This is a genomic window from Mycolicibacterium baixiangningiae (genome assembly GCF_016313185.1).
Classification (GTDB): domain Bacteria; phylum Actinomycetota; class Actinomycetes; order Mycobacteriales; family Mycobacteriaceae; genus Mycobacterium; species Mycobacterium baixiangningiae.
The window spans coordinates 1,917,121-1,935,560 of record NZ_CP066218.1 but is presented as its reverse complement, the minus strand read 5'-3'; the positions used below and the strand labels follow the sequence as shown (position 1 = coordinate 1,935,560).

The window sequence follows — 18,440 nt, the reverse complement described above, 5'->3', positions numbered from 1 at the left end:
TGCAGTGAGCGTTTGGGACCACGAGACCGACGTCGTCGTACTGGGCAGCGGGGGCGCGGGTCTGGCCGCTGCACTGACCGCCGCCGTGCACGGCGCCGCGGTGGAGGTGTACGAGAAGGCCCCGACCGTCGGCGGGACCACGGCGGTGTCCGGAGGCATCGTCTGGATCCCCGCACACGACAGGGCCGCTGACGAGTTGACCGTCGACGACGCCCTGGCCTACCTGCGCGCGCAGTCACTCGGCGTCATGGACGACGACCTGGTCGAGACCTTCGTGCACACCGGACCTCGGATGCTCGACTTCATCGAGGCCCACAGTGAACTGCGTTTCGCCGTCGCCGAGGGTTTCCCGGACTACAAACCCGAACTGCCGGGCGGCCGCCCGGGCGGCGGCCGTTCGCTGTCCGCTGCGCCGTTCGACCTCGCGAGGCTGGGGCCGTGGCGTGAGCGGATCACCTCGTTCCCCGCGGATTTCAGCAACGTGGGGATCGACGCCGAGACCCGCGCCCGCATCCACGCCTCGGTGGACGAGACGCTGGAAGATCCGTGCGTGGCCGGCACGGCACTGATCGCCGGCCTGCTCAGGGGGCTGCTCGACGCCGGCGTCACCCCGCACACCGGATACCGCGCCGTCGAGCTGATCTCCGACGGCGGGCGGATCACCGGCGTGCGGATCCATAAGGGCGACAACGAGATCCGGGTGCACGCCCGACGTGGCGTGGTCCTGGGCACCGGCGGGTTCGAATGGGACACCGCGCTCACCGAGGCGTTCCTGCGCGGTCCGATGCGCGGTGCGGTCTCCCCGCCGAACAACACCGGCGACGGTCTGCGGATGGCCATGGCGCACGGCGCGGATCTGGCCAACATGGGCGAGGCCTGGTGGGTGCCGATCGTGCAGATCCCGGGCGACACCATCGACGGCCACCCCCGAAGCCGCAGCGTCCGGTTGGAGCGCACCCGGCCCCGCAGCATCATCGTCAACCGGTCCGGCAAGCGGTTCGTCAACGAGGCCGGCGAGTACAACTCGATGGCCGGGGCGTTCCAGTACCTCGACCCCAGACACGGTTACGTCAACGACCCGGCCTGGATCGTGTTCGACTCACTGCACCTCAAGAAGTACGGCTTCCTCGCGGTGGAACCCGACGGCCCCGCCCCGGACTGGTATTCGAAGTCGGCCGATGTGGCCGAACTCGGCGAGAAGACCGGGATCGACGCGGACGGCCTCTCGCGCACGCTGGATGACTGGAACCACCACGTCGCCGAGGAACGCGATCCCGAATTCGGCAGGGGTGCAAGCGTGTACGACGGCTACTGGGGCGACCCCCATGCGCCCACCCCCGCGTTGCAGACCCTGGGACCGGTCGACACCCCGCCGTACTATGCGGTCCCGGTGGGGATCGGAGCGATGGGCACCAAGGGCGGTCCCCGCACCGACCGCGACGGGCGGGTCCTGCATGTCAGCGGTGAGCCCATCCCCGGGCTGTACGCGGCGGGCAACGCCATGGCAGGTGCGACCGGTAAGGCGTACGGGGGTGCAGGCGGAACCCTGGGTCCCGCAATGGTTTTCGGGGTCCGGGCCGGTCATGCCGCGGCGACGGGCCGGTCGCTGCCGCACTGACCGGGGCACACCCGGGCAGCCGGCGCCCGACTGCGCCATCGTTCGATGGCACCGCCAGTTTGCTCGGGGATGCAGTTGGGTACCGTATGCCCGTGCCGGAAACAACGACCTAGATCACGTGTGAGCCGTCAGATGGCCACTGGTCAAACGCGGTTGGAAGCCCCGCCTCCGGGTCGAACCGGGCCGGCTGGACCGACCGCGCGCGCCGAACGGAAACGCCGGTCGATACCCGAGTTGCTGATCGTCCCCTGGGTCCACGTCACCGTCACCGTGCTGCTCGACGTCATCTCCGCCTCGGCGTCCGTCGCGCTCGCCAGATTCTGGGAGACGTCGACGACCGGAGGCCCGCAATCCGTCGCCGGGTGGCTGCCGTGGTTGTTCGTGCCGATACTGATCGCCCTGCTCGCCGGCCGGGGGATGTACCGCCCGCACCTCCTGCGTAATTTTCTCGACGAACTCCATCCGGTCGAGGCTTCGGTGGCGTTGGCGGCCTGTGGCCTGCTGATGCCGTTGCTGGTGTTCACCGAGAACTATGTGGTCGGTGAGTTCGTGCTGAGATGCTGGCTCTGCGCCGCGGTGCTGGTGCCCGCGGTCCGCCTGGTCAGGGCCGTCGTCCAGCGGTACCTGCGGCGCCGCTTCCGGTCCGGGGCGCCCACCCTGGTCATCGGCGACGGCCCGATCTCCCACCAGCTGATGGATCATCTGCAGCAGCTGCCGGAGTACGGCATGCGCCCGGTCGGCTTGCTCGACGATCCGGCGGCGGGCAGTGGCGACCACCTACCCGAACTGCTCCGCGTCGACGTCCCGCGGCTCGGCACCCCGGCCGACCTCGCCGACGTCGTCCGGGCCACGGGTGCCACCAACCTGGTCGTCTCGTTCTGCCCGCTCCCCGATTCCGAACTGCTCGCGGTCGTGCGCGTCGCACACCGGCTGGGCATGCGGGTGTGGGTGGTCCCGCGGTTGTTCGATGCGGTCGGCGCCCGCGCCCGGGTCGAGCACGTGGGCGGTCTGCCGCTGATGGCGCTGCCCGACGTCAACCCGCGCGGCTGGCAGTTCGCGATCAAACACGCCATGGACCACACGGTCGCCGCGGCGGGTCTGCTGCTGATCTCACCGTTGTTCTTCACGCTGGCGCTGCTGGTGCGGTTGAGTTCGCCCGGGCCGATCTTCTTCCGCCAGGAGCGCGTCGGGCGCGACGGGAAACCGTTCGACTGCCTCAAATTCCGCTCGATGCGGCCGCCCCGGCCGTCGGATGAGCAGTTCGAGCTTCAGACCGGCTCGGCTCCCGGCGGTGTCGAGGGCGTCGACCGCCGCACGTGGATCGGCAAGTTGATGCGACAGACGTCCCTCGACGAATTGCCCCAGCTCGTCAACGTGCTGCGAGGCGAGATGAGCTTGGTCGGGCCCCGCCCGGAACGGCCGGACTTCGTCGAGTTGTTCGAGATGCAGATCCGCCGCTACGGCGAACGCCACCGGGTGAAGGCGGGCGTGACCGGATGGGCGCAGGTGCACGGTCTGCGCGGACAGACGTCGATCGCCAGCCGTGCCGAGTGGGACAACTACTACATCGAGAACTGGACCTTGTGGCTGGATGTGAAGATCATGGCCCTCACCGTTTTGGCCGTGCTTCGCCGCAGCGAGGACTAGAGAACAGCGTTTCTGCCGCAGTGTAGGGGTCGTGGGTGCCCTCGGCGACGAAGCCGGCGAGGCGGTCGAGTTCGGGATGGGTGCGCAACAGGGCGTGCGCCAGGGACAGGATCTGGGTCCGGGCTCTCGCGGCGCGCCGCTCGGGGGTGTCGGAGCGATGGTGTGTGTCGATGGCGTCGATCAACTCGGGCACTCCCTCACCCTGTGCGGCAACGAGTTTGAGGATCGGCACGTCGACCTCACCCCGAAGGTCGCGCACGGTCTGGTCGGCGCCCTCACGGTCGGCCTTGTTGACCACCACGATGTCGGCGACCTCGAGCAGACCCGCCTTGGCGGCCTGCACGGCGTCACCGGCGCCGGGGTTGAGCACCACGACGGTGGGGTCGGCGATCGCGGCGATCTCGATCTCGGACTGGCCGACGCCGACCGTCTCCACGACGATCAGGTCATACGACAGCGCGGCGAGCAGCCGGATGGCGGCGGGGACGGCGGCCGCCAGCCCGCCGAGATGCCCGCGGGTGGCCACCGACCGGATCAGCACGCCGGGATCGTTGATGTGGGCGGCCATCCGGATGCGGTCGCCCAGCAGCGCGCCGCCGCTGTAGGGCGAGGACGGGTCGACGGCGAGCACCGCCACCCGCAGTCCGCGCTTGCGGTAGGCGGTCACCAGCGCGGCGACCGTCGTCGACTTACCCGCTCCCGGCGGCCCGGTGAGCCCGACGACGCGCGCCTGGTGTGGAAGCAGCGCCGCGAGCACCTCGTCGCGACGGGTGCCTTCGACCAGGCTCAACAGCCTGCCTGCGGCGCGGGTCGATCCGTTGCGCGCCGCGGCGATCAGCTCGTCTACATCCATGGGCATCCCACCCTAGGCGTCCCGCCCTAAATCCCGGGCACCTCGATCACCGTCGCCGAACCCATACCGCCACCGGCACACATGGCCGCGACGCCGATACCCCCTCCGCGACGGCGCAATTCGTGCACGAGCGTCACCAGCATCCGGGCGCCGGTCGCGGCCACGGGGTGACCCAGCGAGCACCCGCTGCCGCTGACGTTGACCTTGTCCGGGTCGATGTCGAGCATCTTGACAGTCGCCACGCACATCGCCGCGAACGCCTCGTTGATCTCGAACAGGTCGACGTCGGCGATCGAGATGCCGGCCCGCTTCAGCGCTTTCGGGATCGCCTCGACCGGGGCGAGACCGGTGAAGGCCGGGTCGACGCCGACCGAGGCCCAGGACTTGACGACGCCGAGTGCGGGCATCCCGAGGCGATCGCTGGCCAGTGTCAGCACCGCGGCGCCGTCGTTGGCGCCGCAGGCGTTGCCCGCGGTGATCGAGAAGCCGTCGATCTCGGGGTGCAGCGGTTTGAGCGCGGAAAGCCGTTCCATGCTGGTGTCGCGGCGCGGATGCTCGTCGGTGTCGAACACCCCGAAGGGCGTCTCGATGGGGACGATCTCCTCCTTGAAGCGGCCTTCGTCGATGGCCCTGACCGCCTTGCGGTGGGAATCGAGCGCCCACTGGTCCATCTCCTCGCGGCTGACGCCGGCGCGGACGGCGGCGTTCCAGCCGACGGTGATCGACATGTCCATGTTCGGGGCATCCGCGCGGTCGGGGTGAGTGGGCGGGAACCAGTCGAGCATCGCGGCGTCTTTGGCGCTGCTGGCCCGGCGCGTGAAGCGCGGGGTGGTGGAAGCCGAGTTGACTCCGCCGGCGATCACGAGCTGATCCATGCCCGCGCGGATACTCGCCGCGGCGCTCTGCACCGCAGCCTGGCCTGCCGCGCAGTGGCGGTTGTTGGACAGGCCGGGTACAGAGGTGAGGCCGGCGGTGATCGCCGCGTGCCGCGCGATGACGCCACCGCCGTAGAGGCCCTCTCCGAGGATGACGTCGTCGATCTGACGGGCGGGCAGGTCTTCCGACGCGGAACCGACGACGTGCTCGGCCAACCGGTGCGCGTCGGTGTCGCGCAGCGTCCCCTTCCCGGCGGTCCCGATGGGCGTGCGCAGCGCCGAGACGATGACGGCTTCGGGCATTGATTGACTCCGTTTCTGCGACGTATGAGAATGTTATTCTCTCAGCACGAGAGTGCTAGTTGCAAGAAGGGGAAGCGCATGCAAATCGCCGGGAGTTCAGCGATCGTCGTCGGAGGCGCAGGAGGGCTCGGCGAGGCGACGGTGCGCCGCCTGCAGGGCGCCGGCGCCAAGGTGGTCGTCGCCGACCTCGCCGACGAGAAGGGCGCGGCGCTCGAAGCGGAACTCGGCGTGCGCTACGTCCGCACCGACGCGACCTCCGAGGAGTCGGTCAACGCCGCGATCGCCGAGGCCGAATCACTGGGCCCGCTGCGCATCTCGGTGGACACCCACGGCGGCCCGGCCAGTGGCGGACGCCTGATCGGCAAGGACGGGACACCGCTCGACCTGGACGGGTTCAAGAAGACCATCGAGTTCTACCTGACCGCGGTCTTCAACGTGATGCGGCTGACGGCCGCGGCGATCGCGAAGTCGGAACCGCTCGACGAGGGAGCCCGCGGGGTCATCATCAACACCGCATCCATCGCGGGATACGAGGGCCAGATCGGCCAGCTCCCCTATGCGGCGGCCAAGGGTGGCGTGCTCGGCATCACGCTGGTGGCCGCGCGAGACCTCTCGCCGCTCGGTATCCGCGTCGTCACCATCGCCCCCGGCACGATCAACACCCCCGCCTACGGCAAGGCCGCCGACCAGCTCGAGCAGTACTGGGCTCCGCAGGTGCCGTTCCCCAAGCGCATGGGCCGCTCGACGGAGTACGCACAGCTCGCGCAGAGCATCGTGGAGAACGACTACCTCAACGGTGAGATCATCCGCCTCGACGGAGCGTTGCGGTTCCCGCCCAAGTGACCCTCCCCGGCAAGGTCGCGTTCGTCGCCGGTGCCAGCCGCGGGATCGGCGCGACTGTGGCCAAAGCGCTTGCCGCAGAAGGCGCATCGGTCGCGGTGGCGGCACGCTCGGAACAACCGGGGAAGCTGCCGGGGACCATCGGGTCGGTGGCCGAAGCCATCACGGCGACGGGCGGCCGCGCACTGCCGGTGACGTGCGACGTCACCGACGAAGAGTCCGTGGAAGCCGCTGTGGCGGCGACGGTTTCGGAGTTCGGTGGCATCGACATACTGGTTGCCAACGCCGGTGTGCTGTGGCTCGGCCCGATCGAATCGACGCCGCTGAAGCGGTGGCAGCTCTGCCTGAACGTGAACCTCACCGGTGTCTTCCTGGTGACGAAGGCGGTGATCCCCCACGTGCGTGCCCGCGGCGGCGGCTCGCTGATCGCCGTGACCACCACCGGCGTGGCGATGACCGATCAGGGGTCGAACGCGTACTGGGTGTCCAAGGCCGCCGCCGAGCGCTTGTATCTGGGCTTGGCCGCCGACCTGCGCGAGGACAACATCGCGGTGAACTGCCTCAGCCCGTCACGTGTCGTGCTCACCGAAGGCTGGCAGGCCGGCGGGGCGGGTATGGAGGTCCCGCCGGAGATGGTGGAGCCGCCGGAGGCCATGGCACGCGCCGCCGTACTGCTGGCGGGGCAGGATGCCGGCGGCATCACCGGAACGATTCAGCGCTCCGAAGAGCTCGCCTTCTAGCGTTGACTCCGCGGCCAGGGTGGAGAAGTCCGAGTAGCGGGCGCCGTGAGCGCAGAGTCGACGTCAGTTGTTCTTGGCGTTGAGCTTCGCGACGATGTTGCGGAAGTCCTCGGTCTGGAACGACTGCTCCTCGGCGGTGTTGGCGTAGTCGAGGCTCGCCAGCACGGCCCGCTCGAGGTGGATGTTGAGCAGCCGCTTCGTCGCCTCGAGCGCTTGGCGCGGCATCTGCATCATCTTCTGGGCGCAGGCGATGGCCTCGGCGAGCGGATCCTCGACGATGTGGTTGGCCAACCCCAACTCGGCTGCGCGCTGCGCGGGGATGCGGGTGCCCGTCATGGCGAATTCCTTGGCCAGCAGCAGGCTGATGTGCAGCGGCCACGTCAGCGGGCCGCCGTCGGCCGCCACCAGACCCACCTGCACGTGCGGATCAGCGAAGTACGCCGTCGGCGCCATGTAGACGATGTCGCTCAACGCCACCAGACTGCAGCCCAACCCGACAGCGGGCCCGTTCACCGCCGCCACCACCGGGATCCGGGTGCGGGTCATGCCGAGGACGATCTCGCGGCCGTGCAGGATCGTCTTCGCCCGCAGCTTCGGATCCCTGCTCAGTTCATCGAGGTAGGCGAAGTCGCCACCGGCCGAAAACGCCCGTCCCGCACCGGTGATCACCGCGGCACGCGCGTCGAAATCCTCGTTGAGTCGCGGCCACAGCTCCGCCAGGCCGACGTGAAGGGAATCGTTGACGGCGTTGAGCGCATCGGGTCGGTTGAGCGTGATGATCCGCAGCGGACCGTCCGCGGTGACCGTGATCTCCTCCGGCATGCCATACATCTAGACTCCCAATCCGAGAATTCGTGAAGCGATGATGTTCTTCTGGATCTGCGACGTCCCGCCCATCACACTCTGCGCGCGACTGTAGAGGTACGCGCTGAGCAGGTCCGGGTCCTTGGTGCCGCTGACTGCCAGTGCGGCGTGGCCCACGGACTGCTCGGTCCACGTCATCAGCAGCTTGTCGATCGAACCCTGCGGCCCGTGGGTGATGCCGTCGAGCTGTTCGGACAGCCGGCGACGCACGTGCAGGCGCAGCATCTCGGCCTTCACCGTCGCCCACACCAAATCCTCCGGCGGCCTGCCGTCGACGCGAGCAGCCATCTGTCGCACCAGCTTTCCGTACCGTGCCGAGTAACCCAGCGTCGACGGTTCACGCTCGTGGCTGACGACCGTCATCGCCAGCGCCCAGCCCTCCCCCGGTGCGCCGACCATCTGGTCCGCGGGCACCACGGCGCCGTCGAAGGCGACCTGCCCGAACTCCGTGGTCACGCCGTTGATCATCTTCAGCGGCCGCTGCTCGATCCCCGGCTGGTGCATGTCCACGATGAACGCCGAAATGCCCTTGTGTCGCTTGACATTCTTGTCCGTGCGAGCGAGCACCAGACACCAGTCGGCGATATCGGAGTAGCTGGTCCAGATCTTGTGGCCGTGGATGAGGTAGTTGTCCCCGTCGCGGGTGGCGGTGGTGGTCAGCGACGCCAGATCGGAGCCGGCACCCGGTTCGCTGAATCCCTGACACCAGCGCTCGGTGCCGTTGATCATGCCGGGCAGGAACCGTTGTTGCAGTTCCTTGCTGCCGTGGTGCCCCAGGCCGACGACGAGATAGCCGAGGCTCGGTCGCGGCGGAGCGCCGGCACGCGCGAGTTCTTCGTCGACGATGACGTCGAAGACCGGCGACTGTTCCTGTCCGCCGAACTCACGCGGCCACGAGGTCCCGAAGAACCCGGCGGAGTACAGCGCCTGATGCCACTCCCCCTGACGCGTCCAGTAGTCGTCGCCGGAGACCGCGAACTGCCCCGCATTGTCGGCCAGCCAGTTCCTCAGCCGGTCCCGGAAGGCGGCTTCTTCGGGTGAATCACGAAAATCCAAGATCGATGTCCTCCAGACGTACCGGCCACAATTCGGTCGAGGTCAGAACGCGCCGCAAGTACACGTGCGCCAGGCATTCCCAGGTGTTGCCGATACCGCCGTGCACCTGGATCGCGGTCTCGCAGACCGTGCGCGCGGCGCGCGCGCAGTACAGCTTGGCGTACCGGCCGGCCCGCACCGCCTCGGCGGCCGGCAGCTCGTCGACCGCCCATGCGGCATGGCGCTGTATCGACACCGACCCTTCGATCAGCGCGAGCCCCTCGGCGAGCAGGTGCGCGACGGCCTGGTACGACCCGATCGACTTACCGTACTGCTCACGGACTTTCGCGTAGTCGCACGCCAGGGCGTGGGCTCCGCGGGCGGCGCCGAGGATGTCGGCCGACGTCGTGGCGAGCGCCAGCGCATGCCACCGCTGGGCATCCTCGGGTGACAACTCCGAGAGTTCGGCGGGTGTCTCCACCACCCCGGCCCCGCTGCGCGTCAGGTCGACATCTCCTGGCTCGTCGGCCACCGCGGACGGCGCACGGCCTAGCAGCCGGCCGAGATCGTCGGACAGGGCGGGCCCGAGGAACGGCACGTCGACCAGGCCGCGGCCGAATTCCTCTGCCACCACGGCTACTTCGACCCCGGAGGCCCCGTCGGAGCGCAGTGATCGCCAGCCTGTCGACTTGACCGTCTTCTCCAGGCGGGCGAGCCGGACGGAGTCGGCCAGATCGGCGACCGAACCCGGTCCGAGATCGTCGGCCAGTTTGGCCGCGGCGTCACGCAGTTGCTGCTGCTCAGCTGTCAGACGTACGTCCATGCCGCTCCTTGAGCACTCGGCGCAATACCTTCCCGGAAGGTAAGCGCGGGATCTCCGGGACGAATATCACCCGGTTCGGCCGCTTGTAGGACGCCAGCCTCTCGGCGACGAGGTCGATCAACTCCTCGGCGGAGACGGCGCTGTTGGTGGTGACGGCGGCGACCACTGCCTCACCGTCACCGGGATGGGGTTCACCGAACACCGCACAGTCCTCGACCGCGGGATGTCCGTGCAGGACGGCCTCGACCTCGGCCGGCGCCACCTGGAACCCGCGGACCTTGATCATTTCCTTGGAGCGGTCGGTGATGCGCAGCCACCCGTCGGCGTCGAGACGTCCGACGTCGCCGGTGCGGTACCAACCGTCGGCGAACGCCGTCGACGTCGCCTCCCGCGGAAGGTAACCCGCCATCACCGACTCCGACCGCACCTGGATCTCCCCGACCTCGTCGGCGCCCAGTGGCGTCCCGTCCTCCAGGGACACGATCCGCACCTGCACCCCCGGCACCGGCCGACCGACGGTGTCCAACCGCGCACCGTGAACGGGATTGGCTGCGATGACGGGCAATTCGGTGGTCCCGTAGGCGGCAACCCACTCCACCCCGGTGCGACGGGTGACGCCGTCTGCGACGCTCGCGGTGACCGGGGTGGCGCACCACATGACATAGCGCAGTGACGACAGGTCGTAGCTGTCCAGTTTCGGGTGCGCGGCCAGTGCCAGCGCGATCGGCGCCACCGCCATCTCGATGGTGATCCGGTCGGACTCGATGTGGTGCAGCATGGTGTCGATGTCGAACCGCGGGTGCAACCGGATCCAGGTCCCCGTCTCGAGCGCCATGACGATGTTGAGCAGGCCGAGGATGTGCGACGGCGGCGTCATGATCTGCATCCGGTCGGCCGACGACAACTCCAGCGCAGCCCGCCAGTGCCGGACCGCCACGGCGAACGCCCGATGCGTGTGCCGGACCGCTTTCGGCATACCGGTCGTCCCCGAACTGAACACGAACAACGCATCGGTGTCGGGATCGACGGCGTCGAACTCGCGCCGCCCCGGGGCGACGGGTTCGTCGAGAGGCAGCATCGGCATCAACCCGGCGAGTACGGGATGATCGCCGACGGCGTGGCTGGGGCGGGTCAACTCCAGAGCGTGCGCGACCTCGGTCTGCTTCCATGCGGGGCTGATCAGGACCGCCGCGGCGCCCAGATGCCAGATGCCGCGCAGCGCCGCCACGAACTCGGGCCGGTTCGACGACATCATCGCCACCCGGTCGCCGGCGCGGACGCCCCGCTGCTCGAGCGCCGTCGCCATACCGCTGGCCAGCGCGTCCAATTGCGCCAGGGAGTACTCGCGATCCCCGAATGCGAGTGCAGCGGACTCCGTCACGTGTCGGCCATCGTTCACCGCCGCCGGACCCTCCTGGACGCCGTACATTGCACTTGAGAAGAGCCTATCATTTCGCGAGAATAGAGTTCTCCGTTAATCAGAATGCCGATGCCCGAAGGAGTCATATGACGGCCGAACCGATGTCCGCGGCGCCCGACGGCGGGGCCGGCGCCGAGGTCACCATCGTGCTCGACCGCAAGACCCTGTCGGTATCGCAGGTCGCCGGCGAGACGCTCCTGGAGAGCGCCCGCAGGGCCGGTATGTCGCCGCCGTTCTCCTGCGAGGCCGGCAATTGCGGGACCTGCATGGCCAAACTCACCGAGGGCACCGCCTCCATGCGGATCAACGATGCGCTCGACGACGACGAAGTGGCGGACGGATACGTGCTGACCTGCCAGGCAGTTCCCGATACCGCCCGCGTGGTGGTCACCTACGACGACTGATCGACGGCCGGCAGCGCCGGGGGCGGACGGTACTCCGGCTCGTAGCCGGCAATGCGGATCGGGTTGCCGACCAACCGGAAGCCGCCCGCGGTAACGAGCGCCTCGGGTGTCTCCTCCAGTGCCTGAGGCAGCTCCCGCACCGCGGCTGCCGGGATGCCGAGCGTCCGCAGCCGCGCCTCCCACCCCTTCGCGGAGTCCCGGGCGAGCGCCGCGGTGACGACCGCGAGGACCTCCTCGCGCCGTGCGGCCCGCTCGGCCATCGTCGAAAAGCCCTCGATGCCTGCCTCATCGGCGAACAGCCGCCAGAAACCGTCATGGGTGACGAACAGCGCCAGGTAGCCGTCGGCAGTCGGAAACAGTTGCGCGGGAACGTAGAACGAGTGCGCGCCGTTGGGATAGCGACGCGGCGCCACCCCGTCGTTCAGGTACGCCGCCGCCCGGTAGTTCAGCTGAGAGAGCATCACATCGCGCAGCGAGACGTCGACCTGCCCGCCCCGGCCCGCGACGATCATCGCCAGCAGACCGAGTGCGGCGGTCAGCCCCGTCGAGTTGTCGGCCGACGAGTATCCGGGGAGCGTCGGTGGACCGTCGGGATCGCCGGTCATCGCCGCGACGCCGGTGGCCGCCTGGATCACATAGTCGAACGCTGGGTCGTCTCCGCCGTCCAACCCGAAACCCGTCATCGCCACGCAGACGATCTTCTCGTTGTGGCGCCGCAGCGCCTCGTAGGTGAGGCCGAGCCGGCGGATGACCGACGGCTTCATGTTCACCAGCAGCGCATGGGATTCCGCGACCAGTTCACCCAGCCTCCGCTGGCCATGTTCGGACTGCAGATCCAGACAGACGCTGCGCTTGTTGCGATTGAGGCTGGCGAAGTAGCTCTCGCTGACCTGCCGGGAGATCTCCCCGCCGGGCGGCTCGACCTTGGTCACCTCCGCGCCCAGGTCGGCGAGCATCATCGTCGCGTACGGGCCGGCCAGCATCACGCCGACCTCCAGGATCCGGATCCCGGCCAGCGGGCCGGTCACCGCGGCCCTCGGCTCTTCGCGCAGGCGCTCATCGCACCTGCTTGGCCAGCTCGGCGATCACCTCACGGGTGCGGTACTTCGACGCGATCAACTCGTCGCGGTTGTCGCCGATCGGCAACAGCCGCACCGAGAGATCGGTGACACCGGCATCGGCGAAGTCTCGGAATCGACGCAGGATCGTTTCCATGTCGCCCGCCGCACATAGATCACCCACGTTGCGGGCGTCGCCGCGGTCGAGCAGCTTCTGATAGTTGGGCGAGGTCTCCGCCTCGGCCAGGATGCGATTGGCCCGTTCCTTGGCCGCGTCGATCTCGGAGTTCGCGCACAGACACACCGGGATTCCCGCGACGATGCGCGGGGCCGGGCGGCCAGTGTCCGCCGCCGCCTTGGTGATCTTGGGCGCGATGTGGTCACCGATCGCGCGCTCGTCGGCCATCCACAGCACGGTACCGTCGGCGAGTTCACCGGCGAGCTGCAACATCACCGGACCGAGCGCGGCCACCAGCACCGGCATCGGGGTGGTGGGCGCCAGCACGGTCGGACTATGCACGGTGAAGGAATTGTTCTCCACGTCGACGTCGCCAGGGCCGGCCAGTGCGGCGTTGAGCACCTCGAGGTAGTCCCGCGTATAGGCAGCGGGCTTCTCATACGGCAGGCCGAGCATGTCCCGCACGATCCAGTGGTGTGAGGGGCCCACGCCGAGTGCGAGCCGGCCGCCCGCCACGGCGTGCACGGAAAGCGCCTGGCGCGCAAGCGCGATCGGATGCTGCGCCTGCAACGGAACCACCGCGGTGCCCAGTTCGATGCGCGAGGTGTGGGCGGCCATCAGCGCCACCATCGTCAGACAGTCGAAGTCGTTGGGCACCTGGGGCATCCACGCGGTGTCCATACCCGCCGACTCGGCCCACTCGATGTCGGACACCAGCTTGGTGACCTTGCGCTCCATGTCTCCGCGTTCGGCACCGATCATCACGCCCAGCCTCATGTCAGCCCTCCTTCGCCGAACGTGCGGTCAGTGCGAGAAATCGGCCGAAAAGTCGCAGTACGCGCACGTTCGGCGGACACACCGTCACTGAGCGGCCTCGCTGGTCAGCTTCCGCACCTCGGTGACCAGCGTCTCCAGCGGCGTACCCGTGGGGAACACCGCCGCCGCACCGGCTTCCAGCAGCTTCGGCACATCGGCCTGCGGAATGGTGCCGCCGACCACGACGGCGATGTCACCGGCGTCGGCCGCCCGCAACGCTTCCACGGTGCGCCGGGTCAACGCCAGATGCGCCCCCGACAGGATCGACAGCCCCACCACCGCCACGTCTTCCTGCAGCGCGATCGACACGATGTCCTCGATCCGCTGGCGGATCCCGGTGTAGATGACCTCGAAACCGGCGTCGCGCAGCGTGCGCGCGACGATCTTGGCGCCGCGGTCATGGCCGTCGAGGCCCGGTTTGGCGACAAGGACACGAGTGGGCATCTAGAACACTCCCCTTCTAGAAGACGACAGGCTGCCGGAACTCGCCCCACACCGCTTTGAGCGCCGAGACCATCTCCCCGACAGTGCAGTACGCGTTTGCGCAGTCGATCAGCTTGTGCATCAGGTTGTCGTCACCTTCGGCGGCACGGGCCAGCGCCGACAACGCGGCCGCCACCGTATCGGCATCTCGGTCGGCCTTGACCTTCGCCAGCCGCTTGAGCTGCAGATCGCGTCCCTCGGCGTCGAGTTCGTAGGTGTCGATGTCCGGCGGCGGTTCGTCGGTGACAAATTTGTTCACCCCGACGACGGGCCGCTCCCCTGACTCGACCTCCTGGTGGATCTTGTACGCCTCGTCGGCGATGAGCCCCTGCAGGTAGCCGTCCTCGATCGCGCGGACCATGCCGCCGTGCTGCTCGAGGTCGGCCATGATCTCGATGATCTTGGCCTCGGTGGCGTCGGTCAGCGCCTCGACGAAGTAGGAGCCGCCCAGTGGATCGGCCACCCGGGTCACGCCCGTCTCGTAGGCCAGGATCTGTTGGGTCCGCAGCGCCAGGGTCGCGGAATCCTCACTGGGCAGCGCGAACGGTTCATCCCATGCGGCGGTGAACATCGACTGCACGCCGCCGAGCACCGACGCCATCGCCTCGTATGCGATCCGCACGACGTTGTTCTGCGCCTGCGGCGCGTACAGCGACGCTCCGCCGGACACACAGCCGAACCGGAACATCGACGCTTTCTCGCTGGTCGACCCGTAACGCTCCCGCACGATCGTGGCCCAACGGCGCCGTCCGGCACGGTATTTGGCGATCTCTTCGAAGAAGTCGCCGTGGGTGTAGAAGAAGAAGGAGATCTGCGGGGCGAACTTGTCGATGGACATCCGGCCGCGCTCGACCACGGTGTCGCAGTAGGTGACGCCGTCGGCGAGCGTGAACGCCATCTCCTGCACCGCGTTGGCGCCGGCGTCGCGGAAGTGCGCACCCGCCACCGAGATCGCGTTGAAGCGTGGCACCTCGGCCGCACAGAACTCGATGGTGTCGGCGATCAGGCGCAGCGACGGCTCCGGCGGCCAGATCCAGGTGCCGCGCGAGGCGTACTCCTTGAGGATGTCGTTCTGGATGGTGCCGGTGAGCTTCTCGCGGGGCACCCCGGCCTTCTCCGCGGCAGCGACGTAGAACGCCAGCAGGATCGCGGCGGTGCCGTTGATCGTGAAACTCGTGCTGATCTTGTCCAGCGGGATGCCGTCGAACAGGATCTCGGCATCGGCGAGGGTGTCGACCGCGACCCCGACCCGACCGACCTCTTCGCCGTACTCCGGATCGTCGGAGTCGTACCCGCACTGGGTCGGCAGGTCGAGCGCCACAGACAGACCGGTGCCGCCCTGGTGGAGCAGGTACCGGTAGCGGCGATTCGACTCCTCCGCGGTGCCGAAACCGGAATACTGCCGGAAGGTCCACAACTTGCCGCGGTATCCCGACGCGAAGTTCCCGCGCGTGAAGGGGTAGGTGCCCGGCGCGGGGGGTTCGCCGTTCCGATCGCCCGGCCCGTAGACGGGCTCGAGCGGGAGGCCCGAGGAGGTCTGCACGAGGTCGCTCATCAGTGGATAACGTACTTGCAAAGAATGAGAATGCCAATACCGCCTTCGGGAAGGTGAACGTGTTCACCCGCGTCCTCGACCCGTGCCACCACGGGCCGGCGCCGGCCTGCGGACCCCCGCGGCGACCTGCACGGGTACCTGCGACACAATCGCCGGATACGACACTTGCAGAAAATGAGAATGGCAATACCATCGAGTTGAGTCGAGGAGGCCCATGCCCAGCGAACAAGGGGTGCCCAGCCAGCGAGCGCTGACCGATCGAACCCTGGTGGTGTCAGGCGGAAGCCGTGGAATCGGTCTGGCCATCGCCATCGGCGCGGCCCGCCACGGCGCCAACGTCGTATTGCTCGCCAAGACCGGCGAGCCGCATCCCAAGCTGCCGGGCACCGTGCACACCGCCGTCGCCGAGGTCGAGGCCGCCGGAGGCAAAGCCGTCGCGGTCGTCGGCGACGTGCGCAAGGAGGACGACGTGGCGCGCGCCGTCAGCACCGCCGTCGAACAGTTCGGCGGTGTCGACATCTGCATCAACAACGCCAGCGCCATCGCCACCGACCCGACCGAGCAGCTGTCGGCCAAGAAGTTCGACCTGATGATGGACATCAACATCAGGGGCACCTTCCTGCTGACCAAGGCCTGCCTGCCGCATCTGCGGGAGTCGCCCAACCCGCACGTGCTCACGCTGGCGCCGCCGCTGAACATGAACCCCTACTGGCTGGGCGCCCACCCCGCCTACACGCTGTCGAAGTACGGGATGACGCTGCTCTCGCTCGGCTGGGCTGAAGAGTTCCGCGCAGAGCAGGGCGGCCCCGGCATCGCGTTCAACTGCCTGTGGCCCGAGACCTATATCGCCACCTCCGCGGTGGCCAACATGGCGGACGGCGACAAGGCGCTCCAGGCGTCGCGCGATCCACAGATCATGGCCGATGCGGCGGTCGAAGTGCTGACCCGGCCGGCCCGCGAGACCACAGGTCAGTGCTTCATCGATTCCGAGGTGCTGACGTCGGCCGGTGTGGACGACCTGTCCCGCTACGGTGGCGGCGAGCACCCCACCCTCGACATCTTCGTCGACAAGGCAGTGGACGAGACAGTGGACAAGACATGAGCATCTCCCTGCTGCTGGAGATGTCTGTCTCGGCCGACCCCGACCGGACCGCTGTCGTCTCGGAGGGCCTGCGGCTGTCCGTCGACGAACTCTCCGCGCTCGCCGACGGTGGCGCCGGCCTCATCGCGAATTCGGGTGCGGCACACGTCGCCTACGTCGGCACTGGTGGCGCGCTGCTGCCACTGCTGCTGTTCGCCTCCGCCAGGGCGGCCATTCCGTTCACCCCGCTCAACTACCGGCTCAGCCGCGACGGGCTACATGAACTGATCGGGCGACTCCCCGACGCGCTGGTGATCGTCGACGCGGAGTACCGCGACGTCGTCGCCGGGACGGGTAAGCGGGTGCTGGACGCACAGGAGTTCCTCGCCGCCGCCCGAACGGCCGAACCCGCCGCCGAGTTCGCCGACCCCGACGCGGTGGCGGTCGTGCTGTTCACCTCGGGCACCACGTCGCGGCCCAAAGCCGTTGAGCTGACCCACAACAACCTGACCAGTTACGTGACCGGCACCGTGGAGTTCGCCTCTGCCTCGCCCGAGGACGCTGCGCTGATCTGCGTTCCGCCCTACCACATCGCCGGTGTCGGGGCCGCCATGTCGAATCTGTATGCCGGCCGGAAGATGGTGTACCTGCGCCACTTCGACGCCCGCGAGTGGATCCGGCTGGTCCGCACCGAAGGCGTCACCACCGCCACCGTCGTCCCCACCATGCTGGACCGCATCGTGTCCGCGCTGTCCGAGGAGCCGGTGGCCCTGCCCACTTTGCGCAACCTCGCCTACGGTGGTTCGAAGGTGGCGCTGCCGCTGGTCCGGCGGGCGCTCGAACTGCTGCCCGACGTCGGCTTCGTCAACGCCTACGGCCTCACCGAGACCAGTTCCACCATCGCGGTGCTCGGGCCCGACGACCACCGCGCCGCACGCGCCTCCGAAGACGACGCGGTGATACGCCGACTCGGCTCGGTGGGCCAGATCGTGCCGGGTATCGAGGTGCAGATCCGCGCCGACGACGGCAGCGTGCTCGGCCCCGGGGAGACCGGCGAGCTGTTCGTCCGGGGCGATCAGGTCTCCGGCCGCTACACCGACATCGGCTCCGTACTCGACGCGGACGGCTGGTTCCCGACCAAAGATGTTGCCTCCCTTGACGAGGACGGATACCTGTTCATCGGCGGCCGCTCCGATGACACGATCATCCGCGGCGGTGAGAACATCGCACCCGCCGAGATCGAGGATGTGCTCGTCGAACATCCCGACGTCCGCGACGTCGCCGTCGTCGGTCCCGAGGACCCGCAGTGGGGACAGATCATCGTCGCCGTCGTGGTGCCTGCCACCGGTGCCGACCCCGATCCCGACGACCTGCGCGCCCACGTGCGCCGGCATCTGCGCGGCTCGCGGACCCCGGACCGGGTGGTGTTCCGCGCCGAGCTACCCACCAACGCCACCGGTAAGGTGCTGCGCCGCGAGCTGATCGAAGAACTCCATGCCGCAGCCGACGAGCCCGAGAAGGAGCCCGCATGATCAAGAACGGCACCCGCCTGCAGAGCCAGGTGTGCGACACCCAGGTGATCGTGGTGCGCAGCGCCGAGAGCCTCGACGACCTGCGCGCCGGCGGTACGCCGATGGTGCCACTGGATGCCGCGAAGGCGTCCGACGCGACCCTGGACCCGTCGTTGTCGGGCGGCAACGTGATGGGCAAACGCTACGTCGACGACAGCGGGGCCGAGGTGCTCGTCACCAAGGCCGGTGCGGGCACCCTGTCCATCGGCGCCACCCCGCTCAACCTCAAAGAAGCCAAGCCGCTTCCCGCCAGCGACTGACCCGCCGCCGCGGGAT

At 68.6% G+C, this 18,440-nt stretch carries 18 protein-coding genes; 8 read left to right on the top strand and 10 right to left on the bottom strand.

Annotation, left to right across the window (positions count from 1 at the left end; all coding sequences use genetic code 11):
- Positions 1-4 precede the first annotated feature (4 nt).
- Complete coding sequence (locus tag I7X18_RS09090; protein ID WP_193046953.1) at positions 5-1,618, top strand: FAD-dependent oxidoreductase; 1,614 nt, start codon at positions 5-7, stop codon at positions 1,616-1,618.
- Between the two features lie 132 nt (positions 1,619-1,750).
- Positions 1,751-3,265 carry a sugar transferase gene (locus I7X18_RS09085; RefSeq protein WP_193046952.1) on the top strand — a complete coding sequence of 505 codons (1,515 nt, stop codon included), beginning with the start codon at positions 1,751-1,753 and terminating at the stop codon, positions 3,263-3,265.
- Here I7X18_RS09085 and meaB read toward each other — a convergent pair.
- A complete protein-coding gene (meaB, locus tag I7X18_RS09080; protein ID WP_193046951.1) occupies positions 3,228-4,118 on the bottom strand; it encodes a methylmalonyl Co-A mutase-associated GTPase MeaB in 891 nt (296 codons plus the stop codon). The genes I7X18_RS09085 and meaB overlap by 38 nt on opposite strands.
- A gap of 26 nt (positions 4,119-4,144) precedes the next feature.
- Positions 4,145-5,296 carry a thiolase family protein gene (locus tag I7X18_RS09075; protein ID WP_193046950.1) on the bottom strand — a complete coding sequence of 384 codons (1,152 nt, stop codon included), beginning with the start codon at positions 5,294-5,296 and terminating at the stop codon, positions 4,145-4,147.
- A gap of 78 nt (positions 5,297-5,374) precedes the next feature.
- Here I7X18_RS09075 and I7X18_RS09070 point away from each other — a divergent pair, with 78 nt between their 5' ends.
- Both I7X18_RS09070 and I7X18_RS09065 read left to right on the top strand, forming a co-directional pair.
- Positions 5,375-6,139, top strand: a complete 765-nt coding sequence (locus I7X18_RS09070; protein ID WP_193046949.1) for an SDR family NAD(P)-dependent oxidoreductase — start codon at positions 5,375-5,377, stop codon at positions 6,137-6,139.
- Entirely contained in the window at positions 6,136-6,876 is a 741-nt protein-coding gene (locus I7X18_RS09065; RefSeq protein WP_193046948.1) for an SDR family NAD(P)-dependent oxidoreductase, read from the top strand. Before I7X18_RS09070 ends, I7X18_RS09065 begins: the two co-directional genes overlap by 4 nt.
- Positions 6,877-6,939: 63 nt before the next feature.
- Here I7X18_RS09065 and I7X18_RS09060 read toward each other — a convergent pair whose 3' ends face one another.
- Genes I7X18_RS09060 through I7X18_RS09045 form a run of 4 tightly spaced genes read right to left on the bottom strand, consistent with a single transcriptional unit; the run spans position 6,940 to position 11,027 of the window.
- The gene (locus I7X18_RS09060) at positions 6,940-7,707 is read right to left on the bottom strand and encodes an enoyl-CoA hydratase/isomerase family protein (protein WP_193046947.1); all 768 of its coding nucleotides are present in this window, start codon (positions 7,705-7,707) and stop codon (positions 6,940-6,942) included.
- Entirely contained in the window at positions 7,708-8,796 is a 1,089-nt protein-coding gene (locus I7X18_RS09055) for an acyl-CoA dehydrogenase family protein (protein WP_193046946.1), read from the bottom strand.
- On the bottom strand, positions 8,783-9,598 hold the full coding sequence (locus I7X18_RS09050) for an acyl-CoA dehydrogenase family protein (protein ID WP_193046945.1): 816 nt from the start codon (positions 9,596-9,598) through the stop codon (positions 8,783-8,785). The genes I7X18_RS09055 and I7X18_RS09050 overlap by 14 nt, the downstream gene beginning before the upstream one ends.
- Positions 9,576-11,027 carry a class I adenylate-forming enzyme family protein gene (locus I7X18_RS09045; protein ID WP_193046944.1) on the bottom strand — a complete coding sequence of 484 codons (1,452 nt, stop codon included), beginning with the start codon at positions 11,025-11,027 and terminating at the stop codon, positions 9,576-9,578. Before I7X18_RS09045 ends, I7X18_RS09050 begins: the two co-directional genes overlap by 23 nt.
- A 77-nt stretch (positions 11,028-11,104) precedes the next feature.
- On the opposite strand from I7X18_RS09045, the gene I7X18_RS09040 reads away from it, so the two are divergent.
- Positions 11,105-11,422, top strand: coding sequence for a 2Fe-2S iron-sulfur cluster-binding protein (locus I7X18_RS09040; protein ID WP_193046943.1), 318 nt, complete (start codon positions 11,105-11,107; stop codon positions 11,420-11,422).
- Here I7X18_RS09040 and I7X18_RS09035 read toward each other — a convergent pair.
- The 4 genes from I7X18_RS09035 to I7X18_RS09020 form a co-directional block, all read right to left on the bottom strand.
- Entirely contained in the window at positions 11,410-12,405 is a 996-nt protein-coding gene (locus tag I7X18_RS09035) for a CaiB/BaiF CoA transferase family protein (protein WP_232375490.1), read from the bottom strand. The two genes, I7X18_RS09040 and I7X18_RS09035, sit on opposite strands and share 13 nt — an antisense overlap.
- 73 nt (positions 12,406-12,478) lie before the next feature.
- Entirely contained in the window at positions 12,479-13,435 is a 957-nt protein-coding gene (locus tag I7X18_RS09030; protein ID WP_193046941.1) for an LLM class F420-dependent oxidoreductase, read from the bottom strand.
- 84 nt (positions 13,436-13,519) lie between these two features.
- Positions 13,520-13,918 carry a cobalamin B12-binding domain-containing protein gene (locus I7X18_RS09025; protein ID WP_193046940.1) on the bottom strand — a complete coding sequence of 133 codons (399 nt, stop codon included), beginning with the start codon at positions 13,916-13,918 and terminating at the stop codon, positions 13,520-13,522.
- Positions 13,919-13,934: 16 nt separating this feature from the next.
- Positions 13,935-15,512, bottom strand: a complete 1,578-nt coding sequence (locus tag I7X18_RS09020; protein WP_193046939.1) for a methylmalonyl-CoA mutase family protein — start codon at positions 15,510-15,512, stop codon at positions 13,935-13,937.
- A 214-nt stretch (positions 15,513-15,726) separates the two neighbouring features.
- Between I7X18_RS09020 and I7X18_RS09015 the strand changes: the two genes are divergently transcribed.
- Genes I7X18_RS09015 through I7X18_RS09005 form a run of 3 tightly spaced genes read left to right on the top strand, consistent with a single transcriptional unit; the run spans position 15,727 to position 18,424 of the window.
- Positions 15,727-16,614, top strand: coding sequence for an SDR family oxidoreductase (locus I7X18_RS09015; RefSeq protein ID WP_193046938.1), 888 nt, complete (start codon positions 15,727-15,729; stop codon positions 16,612-16,614).
- Entirely contained in the window at positions 16,611-18,125 is a 1,515-nt protein-coding gene (locus I7X18_RS09010) for a class I adenylate-forming enzyme family protein (RefSeq protein ID WP_193046937.1), read from the top strand. The genes I7X18_RS09015 and I7X18_RS09010 overlap by 4 nt, the downstream gene beginning before the upstream one ends.
- A complete protein-coding gene (locus I7X18_RS09005; protein WP_193046936.1) occupies positions 18,122-18,424 on the top strand; it encodes a hypothetical protein in 303 nt (100 codons plus the stop codon). Before I7X18_RS09010 ends, I7X18_RS09005 begins: the two co-directional genes overlap by 4 nt.
- The last annotated feature ends 16 nt before the right edge of the window (positions 18,425-18,440 follow it).

What these genes read in the sequence shown, in the direction of transcription:
- I7X18_RS09025 (WP_193046940.1), bottom strand. Translation starts at nt 13,918, where the DNA reads ATGCCCACTCGTGTCCTTGTCGCCAAACCGGGCCTCGACGGCCATGAC.
- I7X18_RS09005 (WP_193046936.1), top strand. Translation starts at nt 18,122, where the DNA reads ATGATCAAGAACGGCACCCGCCTGCAGAGCCAGGTGTGCGACACCCAG.
- I7X18_RS09085 (WP_193046952.1), top strand. Translation starts at nt 1,751, where the DNA reads ATGGCCACTGGTCAAACGCGGTTGGAAGCCCCGCCTCCGGGTCGAACC.
- I7X18_RS09030 (WP_193046941.1), bottom strand. Translation starts at nt 13,435, where the DNA reads ATGAGGCTGGGCGTGATGATCGGTGCCGAACGCGGAGACATGGAGCGC.
- I7X18_RS09040 (WP_193046943.1), top strand. Translation starts at nt 11,105, where the DNA reads ATGACGGCCGAACCGATGTCCGCGGCGCCCGACGGCGGGGCCGGCGCC.
- I7X18_RS09050 (WP_193046945.1), bottom strand. Translation starts at nt 9,598, where the DNA reads ATGGACGTACGTCTGACAGCTGAGCAGCAGCAACTGCGTGACGCCGCG.
- I7X18_RS09020 (WP_193046939.1), bottom strand. Translation starts at nt 15,512, where the DNA reads ATGAGCGACCTCGTGCAGACCTCCTCGGGCCTCCCGCTCGAGCCCGTC.
- I7X18_RS09070 (WP_193046949.1), top strand. Translation starts at nt 5,375, where the DNA reads ATGCAAATCGCCGGGAGTTCAGCGATCGTCGTCGGAGGCGCAGGAGGG.
- meaB (WP_193046951.1), bottom strand. Translation starts at nt 4,118, where the DNA reads ATGGATGTAGACGAGCTGATCGCCGCGGCGCGCAACGGATCGACCCGC.
- I7X18_RS09015 (WP_193046938.1), top strand. Translation starts at nt 15,727, where the DNA reads ATGCCCAGCGAACAAGGGGTGCCCAGCCAGCGAGCGCTGACCGATCGA.
- I7X18_RS09060 (WP_193046947.1), bottom strand. Translation starts at nt 7,707, where the DNA reads ATGTATGGCATGCCGGAGGAGATCACGGTCACCGCGGACGGTCCGCTG.
- I7X18_RS09045 (WP_193046944.1), bottom strand. Translation starts at nt 11,027, where the DNA reads ATGTACGGCGTCCAGGAGGGTCCGGCGGCGGTGAACGATGGCCGACAC.
- I7X18_RS09010 (WP_193046937.1), top strand. Translation starts at nt 16,611, where the DNA reads ATGAGCATCTCCCTGCTGCTGGAGATGTCTGTCTCGGCCGACCCCGAC.
- I7X18_RS09075 (WP_193046950.1), bottom strand. Translation starts at nt 5,296, where the DNA reads ATGCCCGAAGCCGTCATCGTCTCGGCGCTGCGCACGCCCATCGGGACC.
- I7X18_RS09035 (WP_232375490.1), bottom strand. Translation starts at nt 12,405, where the DNA reads ATGCTGGCCGGCCCGTACGCGACGATGATGCTCGCCGACCTGGGCGCG.